Source organism: Streptomyces sp. NPDC030991 (genome assembly GCF_055571235.1).
The window spans coordinates 33,756-53,750 of sequence record NZ_JBVIFR010000027.1 but is presented as its reverse complement, the minus strand read 5'-3'; the positions used below and the strand labels follow the sequence as shown (position 1 = coordinate 53,750).

The following is a 19,995-nucleotide window of genomic DNA, read 5'->3' as shown; positions in this document are numbered from 1 at the left end:
GGTGGATCCATGGTCACCGCCGCCCACCCCACCGGGGCTCCCACGACGCTCGAAGGCCACATCGGGGTGCGCCGGGCCGCCGCCGTCCGCCACCTCGGACCCAACTGGTACGCCTGCGTCATGGGCACCGCCATCGTCGCGACCGCCGGGGCGACCCTGCCGGTGCGGTTCACCGGGCTGCGGACCGCCTGCACGACGGTGTGGGCGCTGTCGTGCGCGGCGCTGCTGGTGCTTCTCGCCGCGCGGGCCCTGCACTGGGCGCACCACCGCGACCAGGCACGGGCGCACCTCCTGGACCCGGCGGTGGCCCCGTTCCACGGCTGCATGCCGATGGCGCTGCTCGCGGTCGGCGGCGGCACGTCGGCGGTGGGCCGGGAGTGGATCGGGCCGGAGGCGGCGGTCGCGGTCGCCCTGGTGCTCTTCGTGGCGGGCACGCTGGCGGGTCTCGCCGTGGCCGTCACCGTCCCGTATCTGATGGTGACCCGGCACCGGATCGAGCCGGGCCAGGCCTCCCCGGTGTGGCTGTTGCCGGTGGTGGCGCCGATGGTGTCGGCGGCGGTCGGGCCGTCGCTCGTCCCGTATCTGCCGCCCGGGCAGGGGCAGCGGACGCTGCTGCTCGCCTGTTACGCCCTGTTCGGCCTGAGCCTGCTGGCGACGCTCGTCATGCTGCCGCTGATCTTCGCGCGCCTCGTCACAGCGGGCCCGCTCCCCCTGGCGCTGACGCCGACCCTGTTCCTGGTCCTCGGCCCGCTGGGCCAGTCGGCGACCGCCGTCGACAAGTTCGCCGGCGCCGCGAGCGGCGTGCTGCCTGCCTCGTACGCCCAGGGCTGCGCGGTCTTCGCTGTCCTCTACGGCGTTCCGGTGATGGGTTTCGCCCTGCTGTGGCTGGCGCTCTCCGTCGCCCTGGTGGCGCGCGCCCGGCGCAGGGGCATGGGTTTCGCGATGACCTGGTGGGCCTTCACGTTCCCCATCGGCACCTGTGTCACCGGCGCGGAGGGCCTGGGCCGGCGCACGGGCCTGGCGGTGTTCGACGCCCTGGCCGTCGCGCTCTACGTCGTCCTGCTCGCGGCCTGGGCGGTGGCCGCGACGCGGACGGTACGCGGCCTGCGCGGCGGACGGCTGCTCGCAGCGCCCGCACCCGGGCCCCGCTAGCGGTGCGCGGCCCGCAGAGCCGCCCCGAGCACCCCCGCCGCCTCCCCCAGCGAAGGCCCGTACCAGGTGAGGTGGCGCCCGCTGACCAGCGCCGCGGGTACCTCGAACGCCTCGGGGCCGTCGTCGGCCGTGAAGCGGTACGGCTCGTCGGGGAAGACCACCAGGTCCGCTCCGGCGGCGCGCAGTTCGTCGAGCGGGACGCGCGGGTAGCGCTCGGCGTGGCCCGCGTACACGTTGTCGACGCCGAGACGTGCCAGCAGGTCGCCGGCGAAGGTGGCGCGGCCGAGCACCATCCACGGGCGGCGCCAGACGGGCACGACGGCCCGCGAACGGCGCCGCGGCGCGGGAAGGGCGGACCAGGCCGCCTCGGCCTCGTCCAGCCAGCGGGGCCGCCAGTCCGCCCCGCACGCGCGCAGTACCCGGTCCAGCTCGCTCAGGGCCTGCGGCAGCCCGCGTACCTCCGTGACCAGTACCTCGATCCCCGCTCCGCGCAGCGCCGCCAGGTCGGCCGCCCGGTTCTCCTCCTCGTTGGCGACGACCAGATCGGGGCGCAGCGCCACGATCGCCGGCACGTCGGGGTTCTTGGTGCCGCCGATCCGGGCCACGTCGAGTCCGGCGGGGCGGACGCACCAGTCGGTGGCGGCGGCCAGTACGCCCGGCAGTGTCACGGCGACGGCCTCCGTGAGCGAGGGGACCAGCGAGACGACCCGCACGGCGGTTACTTCGGTCCGGGTTCGTCGACCGCGTCGATGTGCTCGGCGACGGCCACCACGAGGACCCGTGCCTCGGCGACGGTCGCCCGCCAACGGTGCCGTACGCCACCGGTCAGATAGAGGGTGTCGCCGCGCACGAGGCGGTACGCGCGGCCTTCCGCCTCCACCTCGACGGCGCCTTCCGTGACGTGCATCAGCACGTCGTTGCGCAGCTGGAACTCGCGGCCCGGGTCGTGGTCGCCGACGAACTCCTGGGCGTGCATCTGGTGGTGGCCGCGGACGAGGGAGCGTACGACGAAGTCCCCGCCGCCCTCCGCGGAGTCCTCCTCGACGCTCGGGTCGTCGGCGCGCACCAGGTCCACGGTGCGGGCCGGGTCCGCGGCGGCGAGCAGTTCGACCGCGGTGGTGCCGAGGGCGTCGGCGACCTTCTCCAGGGAGCGGTGGCTGGGCCGGGCCCGCTCGTTCTCGACCTGGCTGAGGAAGGGTACGGACAGGCCGCTGCGCTCGGCGACGACGGAGAGCGTGAGTTCGAGCGTCCGGCGCCGGCGCCGGACGGCCGCGCCCACGCGCAGTGTCTCCTTGTGCTCGTCCATGACGTCCGCTCCCTCCCACCGCATTGCTCTGCTCGTTCGGAAGCACCCTACGCATGTTCGCCGGAGGGTTTCATGCGAGCGGGGGAAGCCGTGCGTCACGATCGGGCCCTCCGGGGCCGTGAACGCCCGAGGGGCGGGGCCCCGCACAGCCTTCGCTGCGACGGGACCCGCCCCTCGGTCCTGGCCTTCGGGGACTCGCCCCGGAAGGTGTCAGGAAGCGGTCATCCGCTTCTCGACGTCCTGGTGTGTCTCCAGCCACGCGGAGACGGCCTTCTCCTCCTGGCCCTGTCCGCGCTTCTTGATCTCGGCCTCCAGGCTGCCCAGCTCGTCCTCGCTCATCCTGAAGTCCTTGAACCACTTCGTGAGCTGCGGGTACTTGCTCGGGAAGTCCTTGTTGGAGATGGTCCGGATCGTGTTGCCCTCACCGAACTTCTTCTCCGGGTCGGCCAGCTTGGTCAGCTTGTACTCGCTGTACGCCCAGTGCGGCGACCAGAGCACGACGGCGACCGGCTGCTTCTTGGCGTAGGCGCGCTTCAGCTCGGCCAGCATCGCCGGTGTGGAGCCGTCGACGACCTCGTACTCCTTGTCCAGGCCGTAGCCGGGCAGTACCTCCTTCTTCAGGAGGTTCATCTCGCCGGTGCCCGGCTCGATGCCGATGATCTTCCCGTCGAAGGTCTTCGACTTGCCCTTGAGGTCCGCGAGGGACTTGACGCCCTTCACGTAGGACGGAACGGCGATCTCCAGCGAGGTCGGGCTGTACCAGCTGCCCAGATCCTTCAGGTTGTCCTTGTTCTTGTTCCAGTAGTTGCTCTGCGCGTAGGGCAGCCAGGCGTCGAAGTTGACGTCGAGGTCACCGCTGGCGAGGCCGGTGTAGACCGGGCCGACGTCCATCTGCTTGAGGTTCAGCTTGTAGCCGCGCTTGTGCAGGACGTTCTTCCACAGATAGGTGACGGCGACGTCCTCGTCCCACGGGAACCAGGCGACGTTGACGGGACGCTTGGTCTCGGCGGCGTTCGCCTTCTTGACCGGGGCCAGCTTGTCGACGACGCCCGGGTTCTTCTTCAGCCAGGTCTTCACAGCGTCCTGCTGCTTGCCCTTGCCGGTCTTGTTGATCTCGGCCTCGAGACTCGTGAGCTGCTTCTCGCTCATCTTGAAGTCCTTGAGCCACTGCTCGACCTCGGGGAACTCGGTGCCGAAACCCTTGCGGCCCAGCGAGTGCACTCCGTCGCCCTTGCCCCAGGCACCCTTCGGGTCCTTGAGCTTCTTCAGGTCGTAGTCGTTGTACGCCCAGTGCGGCGACCAGAGCGGCACGACGATCGGCTGCTTCTTGGCGTAGGCGCGCTTCAGCTCGGCCAGCATCGCCGGCGTGGAGCTGTCGACGACCTTGTACTCCTTGTCGAGGCCGTACGCCTTGAGGATCTTGCTCTTGAGCAGGGACGTCTCACCGGCGCTCGACTCGATGCCGGTGATCTTGCCGCCGAACTTTGCCCCCTGGCCCTTGAGGTCGGCGAGCGAGTCGATGCCCTTCATGTACGAGGGCACGGTCAGCTCCAGGGAGGTGGGCCCGTACCAGGAGCCGAGGTCCTCGAGCTTGGAGCCGTACTTCTTCCAGTACTGGTCGTGCGTGGTCGGCAGCCAGGCGTCGGTCTGGAAGTCGACGGCGCCCTGGGCGAGCGAGGTGTAGAGCGGGCCCGCGTCGAACTGCTTGGTCTCGACCTCGAATCCGCGCTGCTCCAGGAGCTCCTTCCACAGGAACGTGGAGGCGACGCCCTCGTCCCAGGGGATGTAGCCGATGGAGATCTTCTTGCCCTGGCCCACGTTGGTGGTGGTGCCCGATGCGGTCGTCGACGAGGAGCCGCCGAAGACACCCATGCCGCCCGCGACGAGCGCGAGGATCACGACGCCGACCATGGCGACGGCCGGCCGGGGGCGGTAGGACCAGATCTTCAACCCCTGCGCGGCGCGCACCTTGGCGAGCGCGCGGCGGCCGAGCGGCGAGACCTGCGTGCCCAGCGAGCTGGTCATGCGGTCGAGGTAGATCGCCAGGATGACGATGGAGATGCCGGCCTCGGCGCCGAGGCCCACGTTCAGCTGGCCGATGGCCTCGTTGACGGCGCCACCGAGACCGCCGGTGCCGACCATGCCCGCGATGGCGGCCATGGACAGGCCCAGCATGATGACCTGGTTGACACCGGCCATGATCGTCGGCAGGGCGAGCGGCAGCTGCACCCGCAGCAGGGTGCTGCTCGGCTTCGTACCGAACGCGTCGGCGGCCTCGACCAGCTCCTTGTCGACCTGTCGGATGCCGAGCTCGGTCATGCGCACGCCCGGGGGCAGCGCGAAGATCAGCGTGGCGACGATGCCGGCGGGGGCGCCCGAGCCGAAGAACAGGATGGCCGGGATCAGGTAGACCATCGCCGGCAGCGTCTGCATCAGGTCCATGACCGGCCGGAACACGCCGCTGACCCGGTTCGAGCGAGCCGCCCAGATGCCGAGCGGTACGGAGATGACGAGCGCGATGATCGTCGACACGAGGACGAGCGACAGCGTCAGCATCGCGTCGTCCCACAGTTCCAGGTTGTCGATGAACCAGAGACCGACGAAGGCGAGCACACCCGCGGTCGTCCCGCGCAGCCAGAAGGCGATGACGGCGAAGATGCCCGCGAGGATCAGGGGTTCGGGGGCCTGGAGCACATCGGCGATGCCGTTGTAGAGGCCGTCGAAGACCGTCTTGAAGAAGTCGAAGAGCCACGACATGTGGTTGAGCAGCCACTCGACCACATCGTTGACCCAGTCACCGAAGGGGATCCTAGGCACCGGCGTTCACCTTCTCCACCGGCTCGTCGCCCTCGCCGCGCGGGGCGATCACCTTGGCCTGCGGCTCCACGCCGTCGCCCTCCACGGACTTCATCGGCTCGCCGAGCACGGCGAGCAGCCGCTCCCGCGGTACGACACCGACGATCTCGCCGTCCGCGCCGGTCACGGCGACCGGTACGGCACTGGTCGAGCAGGGCGTGAACAGCTCGATGATCGGGGTGTCCTCGGTGACCTTCGCCGGAGCGTCGGCCGCCGTGTAGCCCGGCTCGGGTGTGGCCATGATCGCGCCCGCGGTCAGCACGCGGGAGCGGTCGACGTCCTGGGTGAAGGACGCGACGTACTCGTTGGCCGGGGTGACGAGGATGTCCTCGGCGGTGCCGATCTGGACGATGCGGCCGTCGCGCATGACGGCGATGCGGTCGCCGAGGCGCATGGCCTCGTTGAGGTCGTGCGTGATGAAGACGATGGTCTTCTTCAGGGTCTTCTGCAGGTCGAGCAGCTGGTCCTGCATGTCGCGCCGGATCAGCGGGTCGAGCGCGCTGAACGACTCGTCCATGAGGAGCAGGTCGGCGTCGGTCGCCAGCGCGCGGGCGAGGCCCACGCGCTGCTGCATACCGCCGGAGAGCTCGTCGGGGAAGGACTTCTCCCAGCCCTCCAGGCCCGCGAGGCGCAGCGCCTCGGTGGCCCGCGCCTCCCGGTCGGCGCGGGGTATGCCCTGCACCTCGAGGCCGTAGGCGGCGTTCTCCAGGACGGAGCGGTGCGGGAAGAGCGCGAAGTGCTGGAAGACCATGCTGATCTTCTTGGAGCGGACCTCGCGCAGCTCGCGGGGCGACAGCCGTGTCAGGTCGTCGCCGTCGAAGCGGACGTGTCCCGCGGTGGGCTCCAGCAATCCGTTCAGCATGCGCAGAAGGGTGGACTTGCCGGATCCCGACAGACCCATGACCACGAAGATCTGGCCGGGCTCGACGGTGAAGGACGCGTCGATCACGGCGGCCGTCGTGCCGTCGGCGCGCAGTTCCTCGCGGTCGGCTCCGCGACGGAGTGCCTCCACCGCCTCATCGGGTCGTCTGCCGAACACCTTGTACAGGTCTTCGGCTTCAAGCCTGGACACATACACCTCTCGGGTCGAACCAAGACGGCCCGCCTCCCCCGCCGGCGGGCCGTGGTGCGGTGCGGGGTCTGCCCGCTTGAACCGGCTACGCATTCAATAGTTGAACGTATGACCGGGTCCGCTCCGAGGCGGTGCCTGCCCCCTCTTATGCGAAGCAAACAGAAGAGTGGCCCAGTTCACAGTCCGTCAACAAAAGACGCCGGATCCCGCACAGTCGGTGACTGTCAGTGGCGTGCGGCATGATGCGGGACGTGACCCAGGAAACCTCGGCCAACCAGCGCCTGATGCTGCTCGACACCGCTTCCCTGTACTTCCGGGCCTACTTCGGGGTGCCGGACTCCGTGAAGGCCCCGGACGGCACACCGGTCAACGCCGTGCGCGGGCTGCTCGAATTCATCACCCGGCTCGTCCACGACCACCACCCCACCCACTTGGTGGCGTGCATGGACGCGGACTGGCGCCCACAGTGGCGCGTCGACCTCATCCCCTCCTACAAGGCGCACCGCGTCGCCGAGGAGACGGCGGCCGGGACGCCGGACGAGGAGGAGATCCCCGACACCCTCTCCCCGCAGGTGCCGATCATCGAGGCCGTGCTGGACGCGGTGGGCATCGCGCGCGTGGGCGTCGCGGGGTACGAGGCGGACGACGTGATCGGCACGTTCACCGGGCGGGCGACCGGTCCGGTCGACATCGTCACCGGCGACCGGGACCTCTTCCAGCTCGTCGACGACAAGCGGGAGCGGCGCGTCCTCTACCCGCTGAAGGGCGTCGGCTCGTTGCAGGTCACCGACGAGGACCTGCTGCGCGAGAAGTACGGGGTGGACGGCACGGGGTACGCGGACATGGCGCTGCTGCGCGGCGACCCGAGCGACGGCCTGCCGGGCGTGCCCGGCGTCGGCGAGAAGACCGCGGCGAAGCTGCTCGCCCAGTACGGGGACCTGGCCGGGATCATGGCCGCGGTCGACGACCCGGGCTCGAAGCTGACGCCGGCCCAGCGCAGGCGGCTCGACGAGTCGCGCCCGTATCTGGCGGTGGCGCCGAAGGTGGTCCAGGTCGCCGGTGACGTCCCGCTGCCCGAGGTCGACACCGCCTTGCCGCGGGAGCCGCGCGATCCCGCTCTGCTCGACCAGTTGGCGTCCCGCTGGGGGCTGGGCGGTTCCCTGCACCGGCTCCTCACCACCCTCTCAGGTTGAGGTGTTAGCTTAGGGTTACCTAAGTGACGTCGTGCTGATCGCCGGCACGGCTCGATGGACCAAGGGAGACCGCACATGGCCGAGCGTCCCGCACGCAAGCCCCGCAAGGCCCGCCCGGCTCAGGTCGTGCGCACCGAGCAACTGACCCCGCACATGCGGCGGGTGGTGCTCGGCGGGGACGGCCTCGCGGACCTGCCCGACCTCGAATACACCGACCACTACGTGAAGTTGCTCTTCGCCCCGGCGGGCGTGACCTACGCCGAGCCGTTCGACGCGGAGCGGATCCGGGAGGAGCTGCCGCGCGAGCAGTGGCCCGTGACCCGTACGTACACGGTGCGCGCCTGGGACCCGGCGGCGCGGGAGCTCACCCTCGACTTCGTGATCCACGGCGACGAGGGCCTGGCCGGTCCCTGGGCCGCGCGGGTCGAGCCGGGCGAGACGATCCACTTCATGGGCCCGGGCGGCGCCTACGCGCCCGACGCCTCGGCGGACTGGCATCTGCTCGTCGGCGACGAGAGCGCGCTGCCCGCCGTGGCCGCCGCCCTGGAGGCGCTGCCGGAGGGCGCGCGGGCCCATGTCTTCCTGGAGGTCGAGGGGCCCGAGGAGGAGCAGAAGATCGACTCCGCCGCCGAGGTCACCTGGCTCCACCGGTCGGGCCGCCCCGTCGGCCAGGCGCTGGTCGCCGCCGTCACCGGACTCGACTTCCCCGCGGGCCGGCCGCACGTGTTCGTGCACGGCGAGGCGGGCTTCGTGAAGGAGCTGCGCCGTCATCTGCGGGTCGACCGGGAGATCCCCCGCGAGGACCTGTCGATCTCCGGGTACTGGCGCCTGGGTCACAACGAGGACGGCTGGCAGGCCTCGAAGCGGGAGTGGAACGCGCAGGTGGAGGCCGAGCAGGAGGCGCCGGCGGTCTCCGGCTGACACGACGGGCGGCGACCGGCGGCGACCGGTGAGGTGAGGACCGGCGGGACGGGTGAAGCGCGCCCCACACGTCCCCGTACGCTGGCCACCGATGAGACACCGCAGGCGCCGCACCCCGCCCTCCCCGCTCCCCCAGAAGGACGGCGTCGACGCCGTCCGCGTACGGCTGCCCGTGAACGGGGACCAGGAGTGGGACACGGTGCGGGACCACCTCGTGGCGCGGCTGGCCGCTCCCCCGGGCACGGTCGACTCGATGATCGCCGAGGGCAGGATCGTCGGCCCGGACGGAGCAGCCGTCACCCCCGCCACGCCCTACGCGCCCGGCGGTCACGTCTGGTTCCACCGGGATCTCGCCCCCGAGACCCCCGTGCCGTTCACCGTCGGCATCGTGTACCGCGACGACCACATCCTCGTCGCCGACAAACCGCACTTCCTCGCCACCACCCCCCGCGGCGGCCACATCGCCGAGACCGCGCTGGCCCGGCTGCGGCAGGCGACGGGGATCCGGGCGCTGGGCCCGGCCCACCGCCTGGACCGGCTGACCGCCGGCCTCGTCCTGTTCGTCGTACGGGCCGAGGAGCGGGGCGCGTACCAGACCCTGTTCCGGGACCGGCTGGTCACCAAGGAGTACGAGGCGGTGGCCCTCCACGACCCGGCCGTGCGGCTCCCGGCCACCGTCCGCAGCAGGATCGAGAAGGAGCGCGGCGTCCTCACCGCGCACGAGGTCCCGGGCGGCGAACCGAACGCCGTGAGCGAGATCCGGCTCGGACGGACCAGGGGCCGTCTCGGCCTCTACCACCTCACGCCCCGCACCGGCCGCACCCACCAGCTGCGCGTGCACATGAACAGCCTGGGCCTGCCGATCCTCGGCGACCCCCTCTACCCCCGGATCGCCGGGCCGGCCGCGCCCGACGACTTCCGCAGGCCCCTGCAACTCCTCGCGCGGACCCTGGAGTTCAGGGACCCGGTGACCGGCGAGGAGCACCGGTTCGTCAGCGAGCGGCAGCTGGGGGCCTGGGAGTCGTACGACAGCTGGGATCAGTAGCCGCGCCACCACCGCAGGAAACGCTGCCAGGCACCGGCCCTGCCGGCCCGCGCCTCGTCGGACCCCGCGGGTCCTGCCGGAGCTGTCGCGTCGGGCGCCGTGGCCGGAGCCGCCGGGACGGGCACCGGCGCGGGCGCGGCCGAGGAGACCTGCCAGTCGGGCCGCGGCGGCGGCACCATGCTGGGCTTGGTGATGACGTCCTGCTGCGCCCGCGGCGTGAACGACACGGGCAGCGCGACGAGATGCTGCGACAGGATGGTCGAGCGCCACCTCAACTGGCTCTCGTCGACGGAGAGTTCGGCGTCGGGCAGCCGCATCAGGAAGGCGTCGACGCCGATGTCCGCGATGGCGCGCCCGATGTCCTGTCCTGGACACTCGTGCGGGCCGCCGCCGAACGCGAGGTGCGAGCGGTTGCCCATCATGTGCTCGGTCGGATCGGGCCGGACGGCCGGATCGACGTTGCCCGGCGCGATGCCGAAGATCAGGCCGTCCCCGGCCCTGATGTACTGCCCGCCGAGCTCGGTGTCGACCTTGGCGAAGTAGCCGACCATGGCGCTGAAGGGAGGCTCGTCCCACAGCGACTGCTCGACGGCCTCCGGCACCGTCATCTGCCCGCCGTTGAGCTGGGCGCGGAAGCGCGGGTCGGTGAGCACGGTGCGCAGGACGTTCGCGATGAGGTTGGCCGTGGCCTCGTACGCCGCGATGAGGACGAGCCGCAGGTGCTGGCCCACCTCGTCGTCGGTGAGGCCGGCCGGGGCGGCGATGAGGCGGCTGGTGAAGTCGTCGTCGGGGGCGGCCCGGCGGCGGGCGGTGAGCTCCATGAGGATGCCCATGATGTATTCGTTGCTGGCGATCGCCGTCTCGGTGCCCTTGATCATGTCGCGGGCGGCCTGCACGAAACGCTCGCTGTAGGCCTCGGGCGCGCCGAGCAGCTCCAGCATCACCTTCATCGGCAGATGCTCGGCGAACTCGCTGACGACGTCGCACTCGCCGCGCTCGGAGAACCGGTTGATGATCTCCTGGCACGCCTTGTTGATGACGCGCCGCAGACTGCGGTGGTCGATGATCTCCAGCGCCTGGGTGACCGCGCCGCGCAGCCGCAGGTGCTCCGGGCCCTCGGCCATGGAGCAGATCGGCTGCCAGCTGAAGACCGGGGCGAGCGGGTGGGTGGGCTTGACGGTGCCGTTGCGCAGGGCGGTCCAGTTGCGGGCGTCCCGGTTGAACTGGGAGGTGGAGCGCACCATGTGGAGGTTCTCGCCATGGCCGAGCACCGCCCACATGCGGACGTCGTCGTGGATCAGCGCCGGGGCCACCGGGCCGTGCTCGGCGCGCAGCTTCTCGTAGACGGCCGCGAGGTCCGCCTCGGCCTCGGGTCCGTAGAGCCGGCGCATCCCGTCCGGGCCGAGGGCGTGCGCGGGACAGCCCGGCGGCGGGCCGAGCGAGGGGTCCCCGAGAGCGTCGAAGCCGGCGGGCGGCTGAGAGGGCTGGGAGGGAGGCGTCACGGTGATGCTCCGGTCGTGGGTGGTCAACTGGTGAGCTGGTCGAGAGGGACTCAGGCGCGCTGGAGGGCCATCTCGTGCAGGTAGCGCATGAGGGTCATCAGGACGTCGCGGCTGGAGGCCCTGCGGCGCGCGTCGCACTCGATGATCGGGACGTACGGATCGAGGTCGAGCGCCTTGCGCAGTTCTTCCGTGGGGTAGCTCGGGCCGTCCGGGAAGGCGTTGTTGGCGATGACGAAGGGGACGCCGCGCTCCTCCAGGCGCCCGATCACGTCGAAGCTCACTTCGAGGCGGCGGGAGTCGATGAGCACGACGGCGCCGAGCGCGCCTTCGAACAGGCCGTTCCACAGGAACCAGAACCGCTCCTGGCCGGGCGTTCCGAAGAGGTAGAGGACGAGCTCGTCGGTGATGCTGATACGCCCGAAGTCCATGGCGACCGTGGTGGCGGTCTTGGTCTCGGAGCCGTAGTTGTCGTCGACGCCGATGCCCGCCTGCGTCATGGTCTCTTCGGTGGTGAGCGGGCGGATCTCGCTGACGGAGCCCACCATCGTGGTCTTGCCGACGCCGAACCCGCCGACGATGACGATCTTCACCGCGGAGGTGACCGTCTCGGGCATCCGGTCCTCGGCCCGCGGGCCGGGGAGGTGCGCGCTGCCGACCGTCGTGTCCGTGGCGCCGGTGGCGTCAGAGCTTCTGTAGTCCATGCATCACCGCTTCGAGGAGGGAACGGTCCGCGACGGCGCCCCTGATCACCGGCGCGCGCGACTGGACGAGTTCGGCCGCGAGGAGCTCGCCGAGCAACACGGTGACCACGCTGAACGGCAGATTGAGGTAGGCCGAGATCTCGGCCGTGGAGAGCGGCGTCCGGCACATGCGCAGGACGGCGGACTGCTCGGGCGGCGCCGAGACCGGGGGGTCGGCGCGCGCCACGATCAGGGTGACCAGGTCGAGCGTCGCGCGCTCGGCGCCGTCGGTACCGCCGGTGATGACGTAGAGCCGCTCGGGGTCTCTGGGGTCCTTGGTGCCATTGGCGCCCTTGGGATCCTTGGCGTCCTTGGACTCATGGAGCTCCTTGGTGTTGCCCGGATCTCTGGGGACCTTGGCGGAACGGCGCTCGCGCCGGGGAGGCGGTTCTTCTTCTCGGAACGGGGGTTCGAGGGAGCGAGGAGTCATACGGTCTGGCCGTTGCGTCGGGGCGGACTGGTCAGGTGGGCGCCGATACGGATGACGAGGTCGCGCATCTGGTGGCTGATGAGGCCCGCGTCGACGTACGGATCGGCGAGGACGGCGAGGTACGCGCCCTTGCCCGCCGCCATCAGATAGAAGAAGCCGCCGTCGACCTCGATGATGACCATGTTCATCCTGCCGTTGCTCTCCGGGATCTCGGAGGCGACGGCGGAGGCGAGGGACTGAAGTCCCGCGCAGGCCGCGGCGATCCGGTCGGCACCGTCGGGGTCGCCGCCGAACCGGGCGATGCGCAGACCGTCCGCGGAGAGCACCACCACTTGACGCACATTGGGCACGCCGTCGGCGAGCTCCTTGAGCATCCAGTCGAAGTTGGCGCGTTGCTGGATCACTGGTGGTCTCCCTCGTCGACCTGCTGGTTGTACGCGTCCTCGTGCGGCTTGTCCGCGTCCGCTGCCGCGCCGCCGTCCTCGCCGGGCTTGAGGCCGTTCATGAACGCCTCGACCCACAGGCCGGGTTCGGGCTGGGCCGGCCGCTCGTGCTCCGGCTCCACGGACGGCGCCGGGGCGGCCGGCGGTGGGGCGGCGTGCCGGGAACCGGAGCCGGGGGGCGGCATCGTCAGATCCGGATCGCGCGGAGTGACGATGATCTGGTTCTCGATGACCTTCGTGTCGACCTTCCTGCGGCGCTGGGGCAGCCCGTTGGCCCGCCACTCCGTGACCACGGGTACGTCGTCCTCCATCGCGGCGACGAGCGGGGCGGAGGGGCGCGGTCCCGTGGTGGGACGGCGCGTCTTCTTCAGCCGCGGCTCTTCCTTGATCGGTACGCCGTTGTGGTCGACGCGCGGCACGGCGGTGGCGCCGATGCCGTGGGCGAGGCCGGGCGCGGGCCCGGTGCTCATCATGTCGCGCGGCACGACGAGGACGGCGCGCACACCTCCGTACGCGGACTGGCGCAGGGAGATCTGCATGTCGTACATCGAGCAGAGCCGGCCGACGATCGCGAGGCCAAGGCGCGGGTTCTCCCCCAGGTCGTTGAGGTCGATGCCGGACTTGGCCTTGTCGAGCATCCGCTCGGCCCTGGCCCGCTGCTCCTCGCTCAGGCTGACGCCGCCGTCCTCGATCTCGATGGCGATGCCGGTCTGCACCTCGACGGCGGTGACATGGACGCGGGTCTGCGGCGGCGAGTAGCGGGTGGCGTTGTCGAGGAGTTCGGCGCAGGCGTGGATGAGGGGCTCGACGGAGACGCCCCTGATGGCCACGTCGCAGATCGTGTGCAGATCGATGCGCGGGTACTCCAGGATGCGTGACATGGCGCCGCGCAGCACGCTGTAGAGCCGGACGGGCTGGGGCCACTGGCGGCCGGGGCGGGCGTTGCCGAGGACGGTGACGGAGTCGGCGAGCCGGCCGATCAGGGCGGTGCCGTGGTCGATGCGCAGGAGGTCGTCGAAGACCTCGGGGTTGCGGCCGTGGTCCTCCTCCATCTCCCGGAGTTCCTGGGCCTGTTTGTGCACGATGGCCTGGACGCGGCGGGCGATGGAGACGAAGGCGCGCTGCGCGGCGTCGCGCATGGACTCCTCGCGGTCGATCTCCTTGAGGGCCAGGCGCACGAGTTCGCGTTCGCCCTGCGTGGTGTCGCGGAAGGCGGGGTCGGAGTCGCAGGTGTTGCGGACGGCGTCCTTGGGGCTGTCGCCGGTACGCATCCGGTACAGGGCGTGCGGCAGGACTTCCTTGGCGACGCGCATCGTCCGCTGTTCCTGGGCCGCGATGCGGGCTTCCAAGTCGGCGACGTGTCGCGCGTACTGGGCGCGCAGCCCTTTGACGAGGCGACCGCGCCGGACGGCCTCGGCCGCGACGGCGACCACCAGGAGGGTGCCGAGCGCGCCGCACAGGGCGACGGAGACCCGGGCCGGCTGCGTGACCAGGGCGACGGCCGCTCCGGTGGCGGCGGCCATGACCATGGCGGGCAGCAACAGCACGCGTGTGTAGGGGACGTCTTGGCCACCGGGAGGCGATTGAACACTCACCATGTATGCCCTCTGAACGGTCGGGTCGGGGAAGTTTGCGACGGTTCGCAGCGCTTGGTTCCGGGGAGCAATGCGAATCATCTGCACATGGGGGAACAAGCGCCCGAATCCATCTCAACTCGGTGCGCTGCGGGCGAGCTTAGTCCGACCGGATCATCGCCGAGTCATATTCGGCAACCCCCTGAAATCACCTCCCAAGAGGCATACACTCGCTCCCATTTACACGCTCAGCTCCGATTCGAACACATGGAGTGAGAGCATCCGCCCGCCCGAATTCGCCCGCCCGAATCTCCGCGCGACGGCACCACGGGAAGGGGCCCGGGACCATCCCCGGTCCCGGGCCCCACTGTCCGTACTGCTCCGCTGTTCCCGGAGGCTGTGCCTAGCCCACCGAGGAGTAGGCCACAACCCCACGCAACAGTCCGTCCACGGCCTTTCGCGCATTGCGGGCCACCGTCGACGACGCGTCCCGGGGAGCCGCCGCCGCGATCTGCCCCAGTACGTCGATGACCTGCTTGCACCAGCGGACGAAGTCACCGGCCGGCATCTCCGCCTCGCGCAGCACCTCGTCGAGCCCCTTGCCGGACGCCCACTGGTACGCGGCCCAGGCGAACCCGAGATCGGGCTCGCGCTGGCCGACCCCCTCCGCCTGGTTGATCCGGAACTCCTCCTCCAGGGCGTCGAGCCGGCCCCAGATCCGCACCATCTCACCCAGCGCGGCCTTCGCCTTCCCCGACGGCACCTTGGGCGCGAGCGCGTCGTCGGAGGCGCGCGCCTCGAAGACCAACGCCGAGACGCACGCGGCCAGTTCGGCCGGGTCCAGATCCTCCCAGACCCCGTCGCGCAGGCACTCGCTCGCCAGCAGGTCCAGCTCGCCGTAGAGCCGCGCGAGCCGCTTCCCGTGCTCGGTGACCTCGTCGCCGCGCAGGTAGTCCATCTCGGTCAGCAGCTTCACGATGCGGTCGAAGGTGCGCGCGATCGTGTTCGTCCGGCCCTCGATGCGGCGCTCCAGCTGCCCGGTGTCCCGGCGCAGCCGGTGGTAGCGCTCGGCCCAGCGGGCATGGTCCTCCCGCTCGGAGCAGCCGTGGCAGGGGTGGGCCCGCAGCTCGGCGCGCAGCCGCGAGATCTCCCGGTCGTCGGCGGCCGGCGCCCGCCCCTTGCGGTGCCGGTCGGGCACGATGTGCCCGGCCTTGGTGCGCAGCGCCGACGCCAGATCGCGGCGGGACTGCGGGGAGCGCGGGTTGAACGACTTCGGGATCCGCATCCGCTCCAGCACCTCGACGGGCACCGGGAAGTCGATCGAGGCGAGCCGCTTGACCTGCCGCTCCGCGGTCAGCACCAGCGGCCGCGGCCCGTCGTGGTGCTCGAACCCGCGGTGCCCGTTGGTCCGCCCGGCGGGCAGCCCGGGGTCGAGGACGAGCGCGAGGCCCGCGAACTTGCCCGTCGGTACGTGGATGACGTCACCGGGCTTGAGCTTCTCCAGCGCCGCGGCGGCCTGCACCCGCCGCTGCGTCGCGCCCTGCTTGGCCAGCTCCGTCTCGCGGTCCTTGAGCTCACGCCGCAGCAGCGCGTACTCGTCGAAGTCCCCGAGATGGCAGGTCATGGACTCCTTGTAGCCTTCGAGCCCCTCCTCGTTCTTCTGCACCTGCCGCGAGATCCCGACCACCGACTTGTCGGCCTGGAACTGGGCGAACGAGGTCTCCAGGAGCTCACGCGAACGGTGCCGCCCGAACTGCTCGACCAGGTTCACCGCCATGTTGTACGAGGGCCGGAAGCTCGACCTGAGCGGGTACGTGCGCGTCCCCGCGAGCCCCGCGAGGTGCTCCGGGCTGAAGCCGCGCTGCCACAGCACGACGGCGTGGCCCTCGACGTCGATGCCGCGCCGGCCCGCACGCCCCGTCAGCTGCGTGTACTCGCCCGGGGTGATGTCGGCGTGCTGCTCCCCGTTCCACTTGACGAGCTTCTCCAGCACCACCGATCTCGCGGGCATGTTGATCCCGAGCGCCAGCGTCTCGGTGGCGAAGACGGCCTTCACCAGGCCGCGGACGAACAGCTCCTCCACGACCTCCTTGAAGGTCGGCAGCATGCCCGCGTGGTGGGCGGCGATCCCGCGCTCCAGCCCTTCGAGGAACTCGTAGTACCCGAGGACGTGCAGGTCCTCGTCGGGGATGGAGGCCGCGCGCGCCTCGACGATCCGGCGGACCTCGGCCCGCGCGTCCTCGTCGTTGAGCCGCAGCCCCGCGAAGAGGCACTGCTGCACCGCCGCCTCGCACGCGGCGCGGCTGAAGATGAAGGTGATGGCGGGCAGCAGCCCGGCGGCGTCGAGCCGCTCGATGACCTCGGGGCGGCCCGGCGTCCAGATCCGCGAGCGCTGGCGCCGCTCGCGCTCCCGGTCCGCCTCGCGCATGGCGCGCCCGCGCCTGCGGTCCTGGTACGAGGGGCGGCTCGCCTCCATCCGCGCCATCCGCGTCAGGTCCGGGTTGACCGCCTTCTTGCTGCCCTCGCCCTCCTCGAAGAGGTCGTACATCCGGCGCCCGGCGAGCACGTGCTGGAACAGCGGCACGGGCCGGTGCTCGGAGACGATCACCTCGGTGTCGCCACGCACCGTGTCGAGCCAGTCGCCGAACTCCTCCGCGTTCGACACCGTGGCCGACAGCGAGACCAGCGTCACGGACTCCTGGAGGTGGATGATCACCTCTTCCCACACCGCGCCCCGGAAGCGGTCGGAGAGGTAGTGCACCTCGTCCATCACCACGTAACCGAGATTGATCAGCGACTGCGAGCCCGCGTACAGCATGTTGCGCAGCACCTCGGTGGTCATCACGACCACGGGCGCGTCACTGTTCACGCTGTTGTCGCCGGTCAGCAGGCCGACCTTGTCGGCGCCGTAGCGCTTGGCGAGATCCTGGTACTTCTGGTTGGACAGCGCCTTGATCGGCGTCGTGTAGAAACACTTCTTGCCCTGCTGGAGGGCGAGGTGCACGGCGAACTCGCCGACGATCGTCTTGCCCGAGCCGGTGGGTGCGGCCACCAGGACGCCCTTGCCCGCCTCGAGCGCCTGGCACGCCTCGATCTGGAAGGGGTCGAGACCGAATTCGTACATCTCGCGGAAGTCAGCGAGTGCGGTGGCCTGCTCTGCGGCCCGCTGACGGGCTGCCGCATACCGCTCGGCCGGGGAGAGGTCCTCTGTCATCGTGCTTTCGAGCCTACCGGCCGCCACTGACAACGGACGATCATTATCCGGTAAGCCCCCCGGTGAGGACCCGCACCGCCCCCGGCACGCACTCGGCCACCAGCGGGAGCGGCCCGACGGGCTCCCCGTCCGCGTAGCCGGTGGTGCCGGGCGCGGCCAGCTCGACGCGCGCCGCCCGGTAGACGCTGACCGCGGGGTGGGTGAGATGCGTGCCCTTGTAGACGCGCGGGAACACCCGCAGCAGCGTCGTACGGGAGCACTCACCGACGACGGTGACGTCGAAGAGGCCGTCGCTCAGGTCGGCGCCGGCGCAGATCCGCATGCCGCCCCCGTACGACGTGCCGTTGCCGACGGCGACGAGGGTCGCGGCGATCTCGCGCACGGAGCCGTCGTCGAGCGCCAGGCGGAAGGGCACGGGTTCGAACGCGGCGAGCTCCGCCACGATCGCCAGGTCGTACTTGAACCGGCCGAGCGGCAGCCGCATCCGGTTGCCGCGGTCGTTGACCCGGGAGTCGAAGCCGGCGGCGAGCACGGTGGCGAACCAGTGGCCGCCGATCCGTCCCAGGTCGATGTCGCGGATCAGGTCGCCCTTGAGGGACTCGGCGACGAGCGCGCCCGCCGCGGCCGGCCGGCGCACTGGCAGCCCCAGGGAGCGGGCGAAGTCGTTGCCCGTGCCCACCGCGACCACGCCGAGCGGGGTGCGGGTGCCGGCGACGGCCTGGAGGGCGAGGTTGACGAGGCCGTCCCCGCCGACGGCCACGAGGGCGCCGGTCCCCTCGCGGACCGCGGCACGCGCGCGTACCAGCGCGTCGGCCGCGTCCTCCCCGATGACGGTACGCACGGAGAAGCCGGCCGCCCGCAACGCGGAAGCGGCCGGCTGCGCGGCGCCCGCGCCCCGGCCGCGTCCCGCGGTGGGATTGACGAAGAGGGTGATCTCGCTGGTCACGGGCCGGACCCTAACAACTGTCCGGCCACGAGCGGGGGTTACCTCAGGTCACATCGTCGTAACCGTTGATCCGGTCCTTCTCCCCCGTGGACTGCCCGGGCAGTGAACGGGCGGCGGAGACCGGCTCCACCTCTTCGATGTCCTCGGGCGTGAGGTCGAGCTCGGAGGCCTCGTCGTCGTCGGGGCCGGCTTCCTCGATGCGGCGCCTGCGGCGGTCGTTCAGCAGGGAGAAGGCGGTCGCCGCGAAGTACAGGACCCAGATCGGCCCGGCCAGGGCGATCATGGTGAGCGGGTCCGTGCTGGGCGTGGCCACGGCGGCGAAGACCGTGATGCCCATGATCATCCCGCGCCACCAGCCGAGCATCCGCTTGCCGGTGATCACGCCCGTGAGGTTGAGCATGACCAGGAGCAGCGGCAGTTCGAAGGAGAGGCCGAAGACGATCACCATGCGGGTGATCAGGTCGAGGAGGTCGTCGAGCGGCAGCTGGTTGTCGATGTTCTGGGGTGAGAACTCGAGCAGGACGCGCGCCATGGTCGGCAGCGTCTTGTACGCGAAGAAGGCGCCGCCGAGGAAGAGCGGGACGCCGGTCGCCACGAAGCCGGTGGCGTACTTCTTCTCGTGCCGGTGCAGGCCCGGGGCGACGAAGCCCCACAGCTGGTAGAGCCAGATCGGGGACGCCCCGATGACACCGGCCATGAGCGACACCTTCAGGGCGAGCGTGAAGGGCGTGATCAGGCCGTTGAGCACGATGCGGGCGCACTGCTCGTTGGCGTCCTTGTTCTCGGCGGCCTTGGCCGTCAGTTCCGAGAAGGTCTTGTCGCAGCCCACGGAGTCAAGGACCGGGTTCGTGAAGAACTCGATGATGTCCTTGTAGTAGAAAGCGGCGACGATCGTGACGACGAGGATGGCCAGGACGGCCTTCCCGAGTCGGTTGCGAAGCTCACGCAGGTGCTCCGCGAGCGGCATCCGCCCCTCGGGGTCCTTCTCCAGCTTGCGGGCAGACTTGAGCAACCCACGTCCTCATCTCGTGCGACAGGCCGCCGTCACAGGGGGCGGCCTTCGATCAGCTCTTGATCAGCTCTTCGTCGTCTGGTTGGTCGGCTCGGACACGGGGCGCGAGCTGCTCACGTCACCGGGGGCGGCCTGGATGGTGCGCGGCGCCGGAGGCTGCTGGTCGTCCGTCTTCGGCGGGTCCGCGGGAGCGGCCTCCTTGTTGCCACCCTCACTCTTCATGGCCTTGGCCTCGCTCTTGAGGATGCGGGCCGACTTGCCGAGCGAGCGCGCCATGTCCGGGAGCTTCTTCGCGCCGAACAGGAGGAGGATGACCACGAGCAGGATGATCAACTCGGGGGCGCCGATCTTTCCACCGAACATATGCGTTTACCTTCTCACTGAGGCGGCAGGGGCGGGACTGCCGGTACCGATCGGACTTCGGACTGTTGTCCGATCACCGTGCTGGCAGCGATCGTATCCCGTGGGGGTGAACACGGGGCAATCCCTGTGCGTACTCCCAGTTGCGGCCCACGCCTCACTACCAGGCCGCCCAAGGGAGCGTACCCGCCCGACCTGCGGATCGGACAGGCCGCGGCGGTAAAGCGCT

General features: G+C 70.7%; 17 protein-coding genes. 4 read left to right on the top strand and 13 right to left on the bottom strand.

Annotated elements, in window-relative coordinates; all coding sequences use genetic code 11:
• Positions 1-9: 9 nt before the first annotated feature.
• Positions 10-1,152, top strand: coding sequence for a TDT family transporter (locus ACZ45E_RS34775; protein WP_468228925.1), 1,143 nt, complete (start codon positions 10-12; stop codon positions 1,150-1,152).
• On the opposite strand, the gene ACZ45E_RS34770 is transcribed toward ACZ45E_RS34775, so the two are convergent.
• The 4 genes from ACZ45E_RS34770 to ACZ45E_RS34755 all read right to left on the bottom strand — a co-directional run bounded on the left by ACZ45E_RS34770 (position 1,149) and on the right by ACZ45E_RS34755 (position 6,386).
• Positions 1,149-1,865 carry a helical backbone metal receptor gene (locus tag ACZ45E_RS34770; RefSeq protein WP_468228922.1) on the bottom strand — a complete coding sequence of 239 codons (717 nt, stop codon included), beginning with the start codon at positions 1,863-1,865 and terminating at the stop codon, positions 1,149-1,151. The genes ACZ45E_RS34775 and ACZ45E_RS34770 overlap by 4 nt on opposite strands.
• Before the next feature lie 5 nt (positions 1,866-1,870).
• Positions 1,871-2,458 (bottom strand): helix-turn-helix domain-containing protein, encoded by a 588-nt coding sequence (locus ACZ45E_RS34765; protein WP_468228920.1) that lies wholly within the window; start codon positions 2,456-2,458, stop codon positions 1,871-1,873.
• 210 nt (positions 2,459-2,668) lie between these two features.
• On the bottom strand, positions 2,669-5,275 hold the full coding sequence (locus ACZ45E_RS34760; RefSeq protein WP_468228917.1) for an ABC transporter permease/substrate binding protein: 2,607 nt from the start codon (positions 5,273-5,275) through the stop codon (positions 2,669-2,671).
• Positions 5,268-6,386: a quaternary amine ABC transporter ATP-binding protein gene (locus ACZ45E_RS34755; RefSeq protein ID WP_468228914.1), complete on the bottom strand. Its 1,119-nt coding sequence runs from the start codon at positions 6,384-6,386 to the stop codon at positions 5,268-5,270. Before ACZ45E_RS34755 ends, ACZ45E_RS34760 begins: the two co-directional genes overlap by 8 nt.
• 242 nt (positions 6,387-6,628) lie before the next feature.
• Between ACZ45E_RS34755 and ACZ45E_RS34750 the strand changes: the two genes are divergently transcribed.
• The 3 genes from ACZ45E_RS34750 to ACZ45E_RS34740 all read left to right on the top strand — a co-directional run bounded on the left by ACZ45E_RS34750 (position 6,629) and on the right by ACZ45E_RS34740 (position 9,545).
• Positions 6,629-7,579: a 5'-3' exonuclease gene (locus ACZ45E_RS34750; RefSeq protein WP_468229034.1), complete on the top strand. Its 951-nt coding sequence runs from the start codon at positions 6,629-6,631 to the stop codon at positions 7,577-7,579.
• A 75-nt stretch (positions 7,580-7,654) separates the two neighbouring features.
• Positions 7,655-8,500 carry a siderophore-interacting protein gene (locus ACZ45E_RS34745; protein WP_468228911.1) on the top strand — a complete coding sequence of 282 codons (846 nt, stop codon included), beginning with the start codon at positions 7,655-7,657 and terminating at the stop codon, positions 8,498-8,500.
• 91 nt (positions 8,501-8,591) lie between these two features.
• Positions 8,592-9,545: a pseudouridine synthase gene (locus ACZ45E_RS34740; RefSeq protein WP_468228909.1), complete on the top strand. Its 954-nt coding sequence runs from the start codon at positions 8,592-8,594 to the stop codon at positions 9,543-9,545.
• On the opposite strand, the gene ACZ45E_RS34735 is transcribed toward ACZ45E_RS34740, so the two are convergent.
• The 9 genes from ACZ45E_RS34735 to tatA form a co-directional block, all read right to left on the bottom strand.
• Positions 9,539-11,047, bottom strand: a complete 1,509-nt coding sequence (locus ACZ45E_RS34735; protein ID WP_468228906.1) for a cytochrome P450 — start codon at positions 11,045-11,047, stop codon at positions 9,539-9,541. The two genes, ACZ45E_RS34740 and ACZ45E_RS34735, sit on opposite strands and share 7 nt — an antisense overlap.
• A 50-nt stretch (positions 11,048-11,097) precedes the next feature.
• Entirely contained in the window at positions 11,098-11,748 is a 651-nt protein-coding gene (locus tag ACZ45E_RS34730) for a GTP-binding protein (RefSeq protein WP_468228903.1), read from the bottom strand.
• Entirely contained in the window at positions 11,729-12,217 is a 489-nt protein-coding gene (locus ACZ45E_RS34725; protein WP_468228900.1) for a DUF742 domain-containing protein, read from the bottom strand. The genes ACZ45E_RS34730 and ACZ45E_RS34725 overlap by 20 nt, the downstream gene beginning before the upstream one ends.
• Positions 12,214-12,621 (bottom strand): roadblock/LC7 domain-containing protein, encoded by a 408-nt coding sequence (locus ACZ45E_RS34720; RefSeq protein WP_468228897.1) that lies wholly within the window; start codon positions 12,619-12,621, stop codon positions 12,214-12,216. Before ACZ45E_RS34720 ends, ACZ45E_RS34725 begins: the two co-directional genes overlap by 4 nt.
• Positions 12,618-14,258 (bottom strand): ATP-binding protein, encoded by a 1,641-nt coding sequence (locus tag ACZ45E_RS34715; RefSeq protein ID WP_468228894.1) that lies wholly within the window; start codon positions 14,256-14,258, stop codon positions 12,618-12,620. The genes ACZ45E_RS34720 and ACZ45E_RS34715 overlap by 4 nt, the downstream gene beginning before the upstream one ends.
• Positions 14,259-14,637: 379 nt before the next feature.
• Positions 14,638-17,448, bottom strand: coding sequence for a DEAD/DEAH box helicase (locus ACZ45E_RS34710; RefSeq protein WP_468228891.1), 2,811 nt, complete (start codon positions 17,446-17,448; stop codon positions 14,638-14,640).
• Between the two features lie 43 nt (positions 17,449-17,491).
• Positions 17,492-18,394, bottom strand: a complete 903-nt coding sequence (locus tag ACZ45E_RS34705; protein ID WP_468228888.1) for a diacylglycerol kinase — start codon at positions 18,392-18,394, stop codon at positions 17,492-17,494.
• 43 nt (positions 18,395-18,437) lie between these two features.
• Positions 18,438-19,406: a twin-arginine translocase subunit TatC gene (gene tatC, locus ACZ45E_RS34700; protein WP_468228885.1), complete on the bottom strand. Its 969-nt coding sequence runs from the start codon at positions 19,404-19,406 to the stop codon at positions 18,438-18,440.
• 63 nt (positions 19,407-19,469) lie between these two features.
• Positions 19,470-19,769: a Sec-independent protein translocase subunit TatA gene (gene tatA / locus ACZ45E_RS34695; protein ID WP_468228882.1), complete on the bottom strand. Its 300-nt coding sequence runs from the start codon at positions 19,767-19,769 to the stop codon at positions 19,470-19,472.
• Positions 19,770-19,995 lie beyond the last annotated feature (226 nt).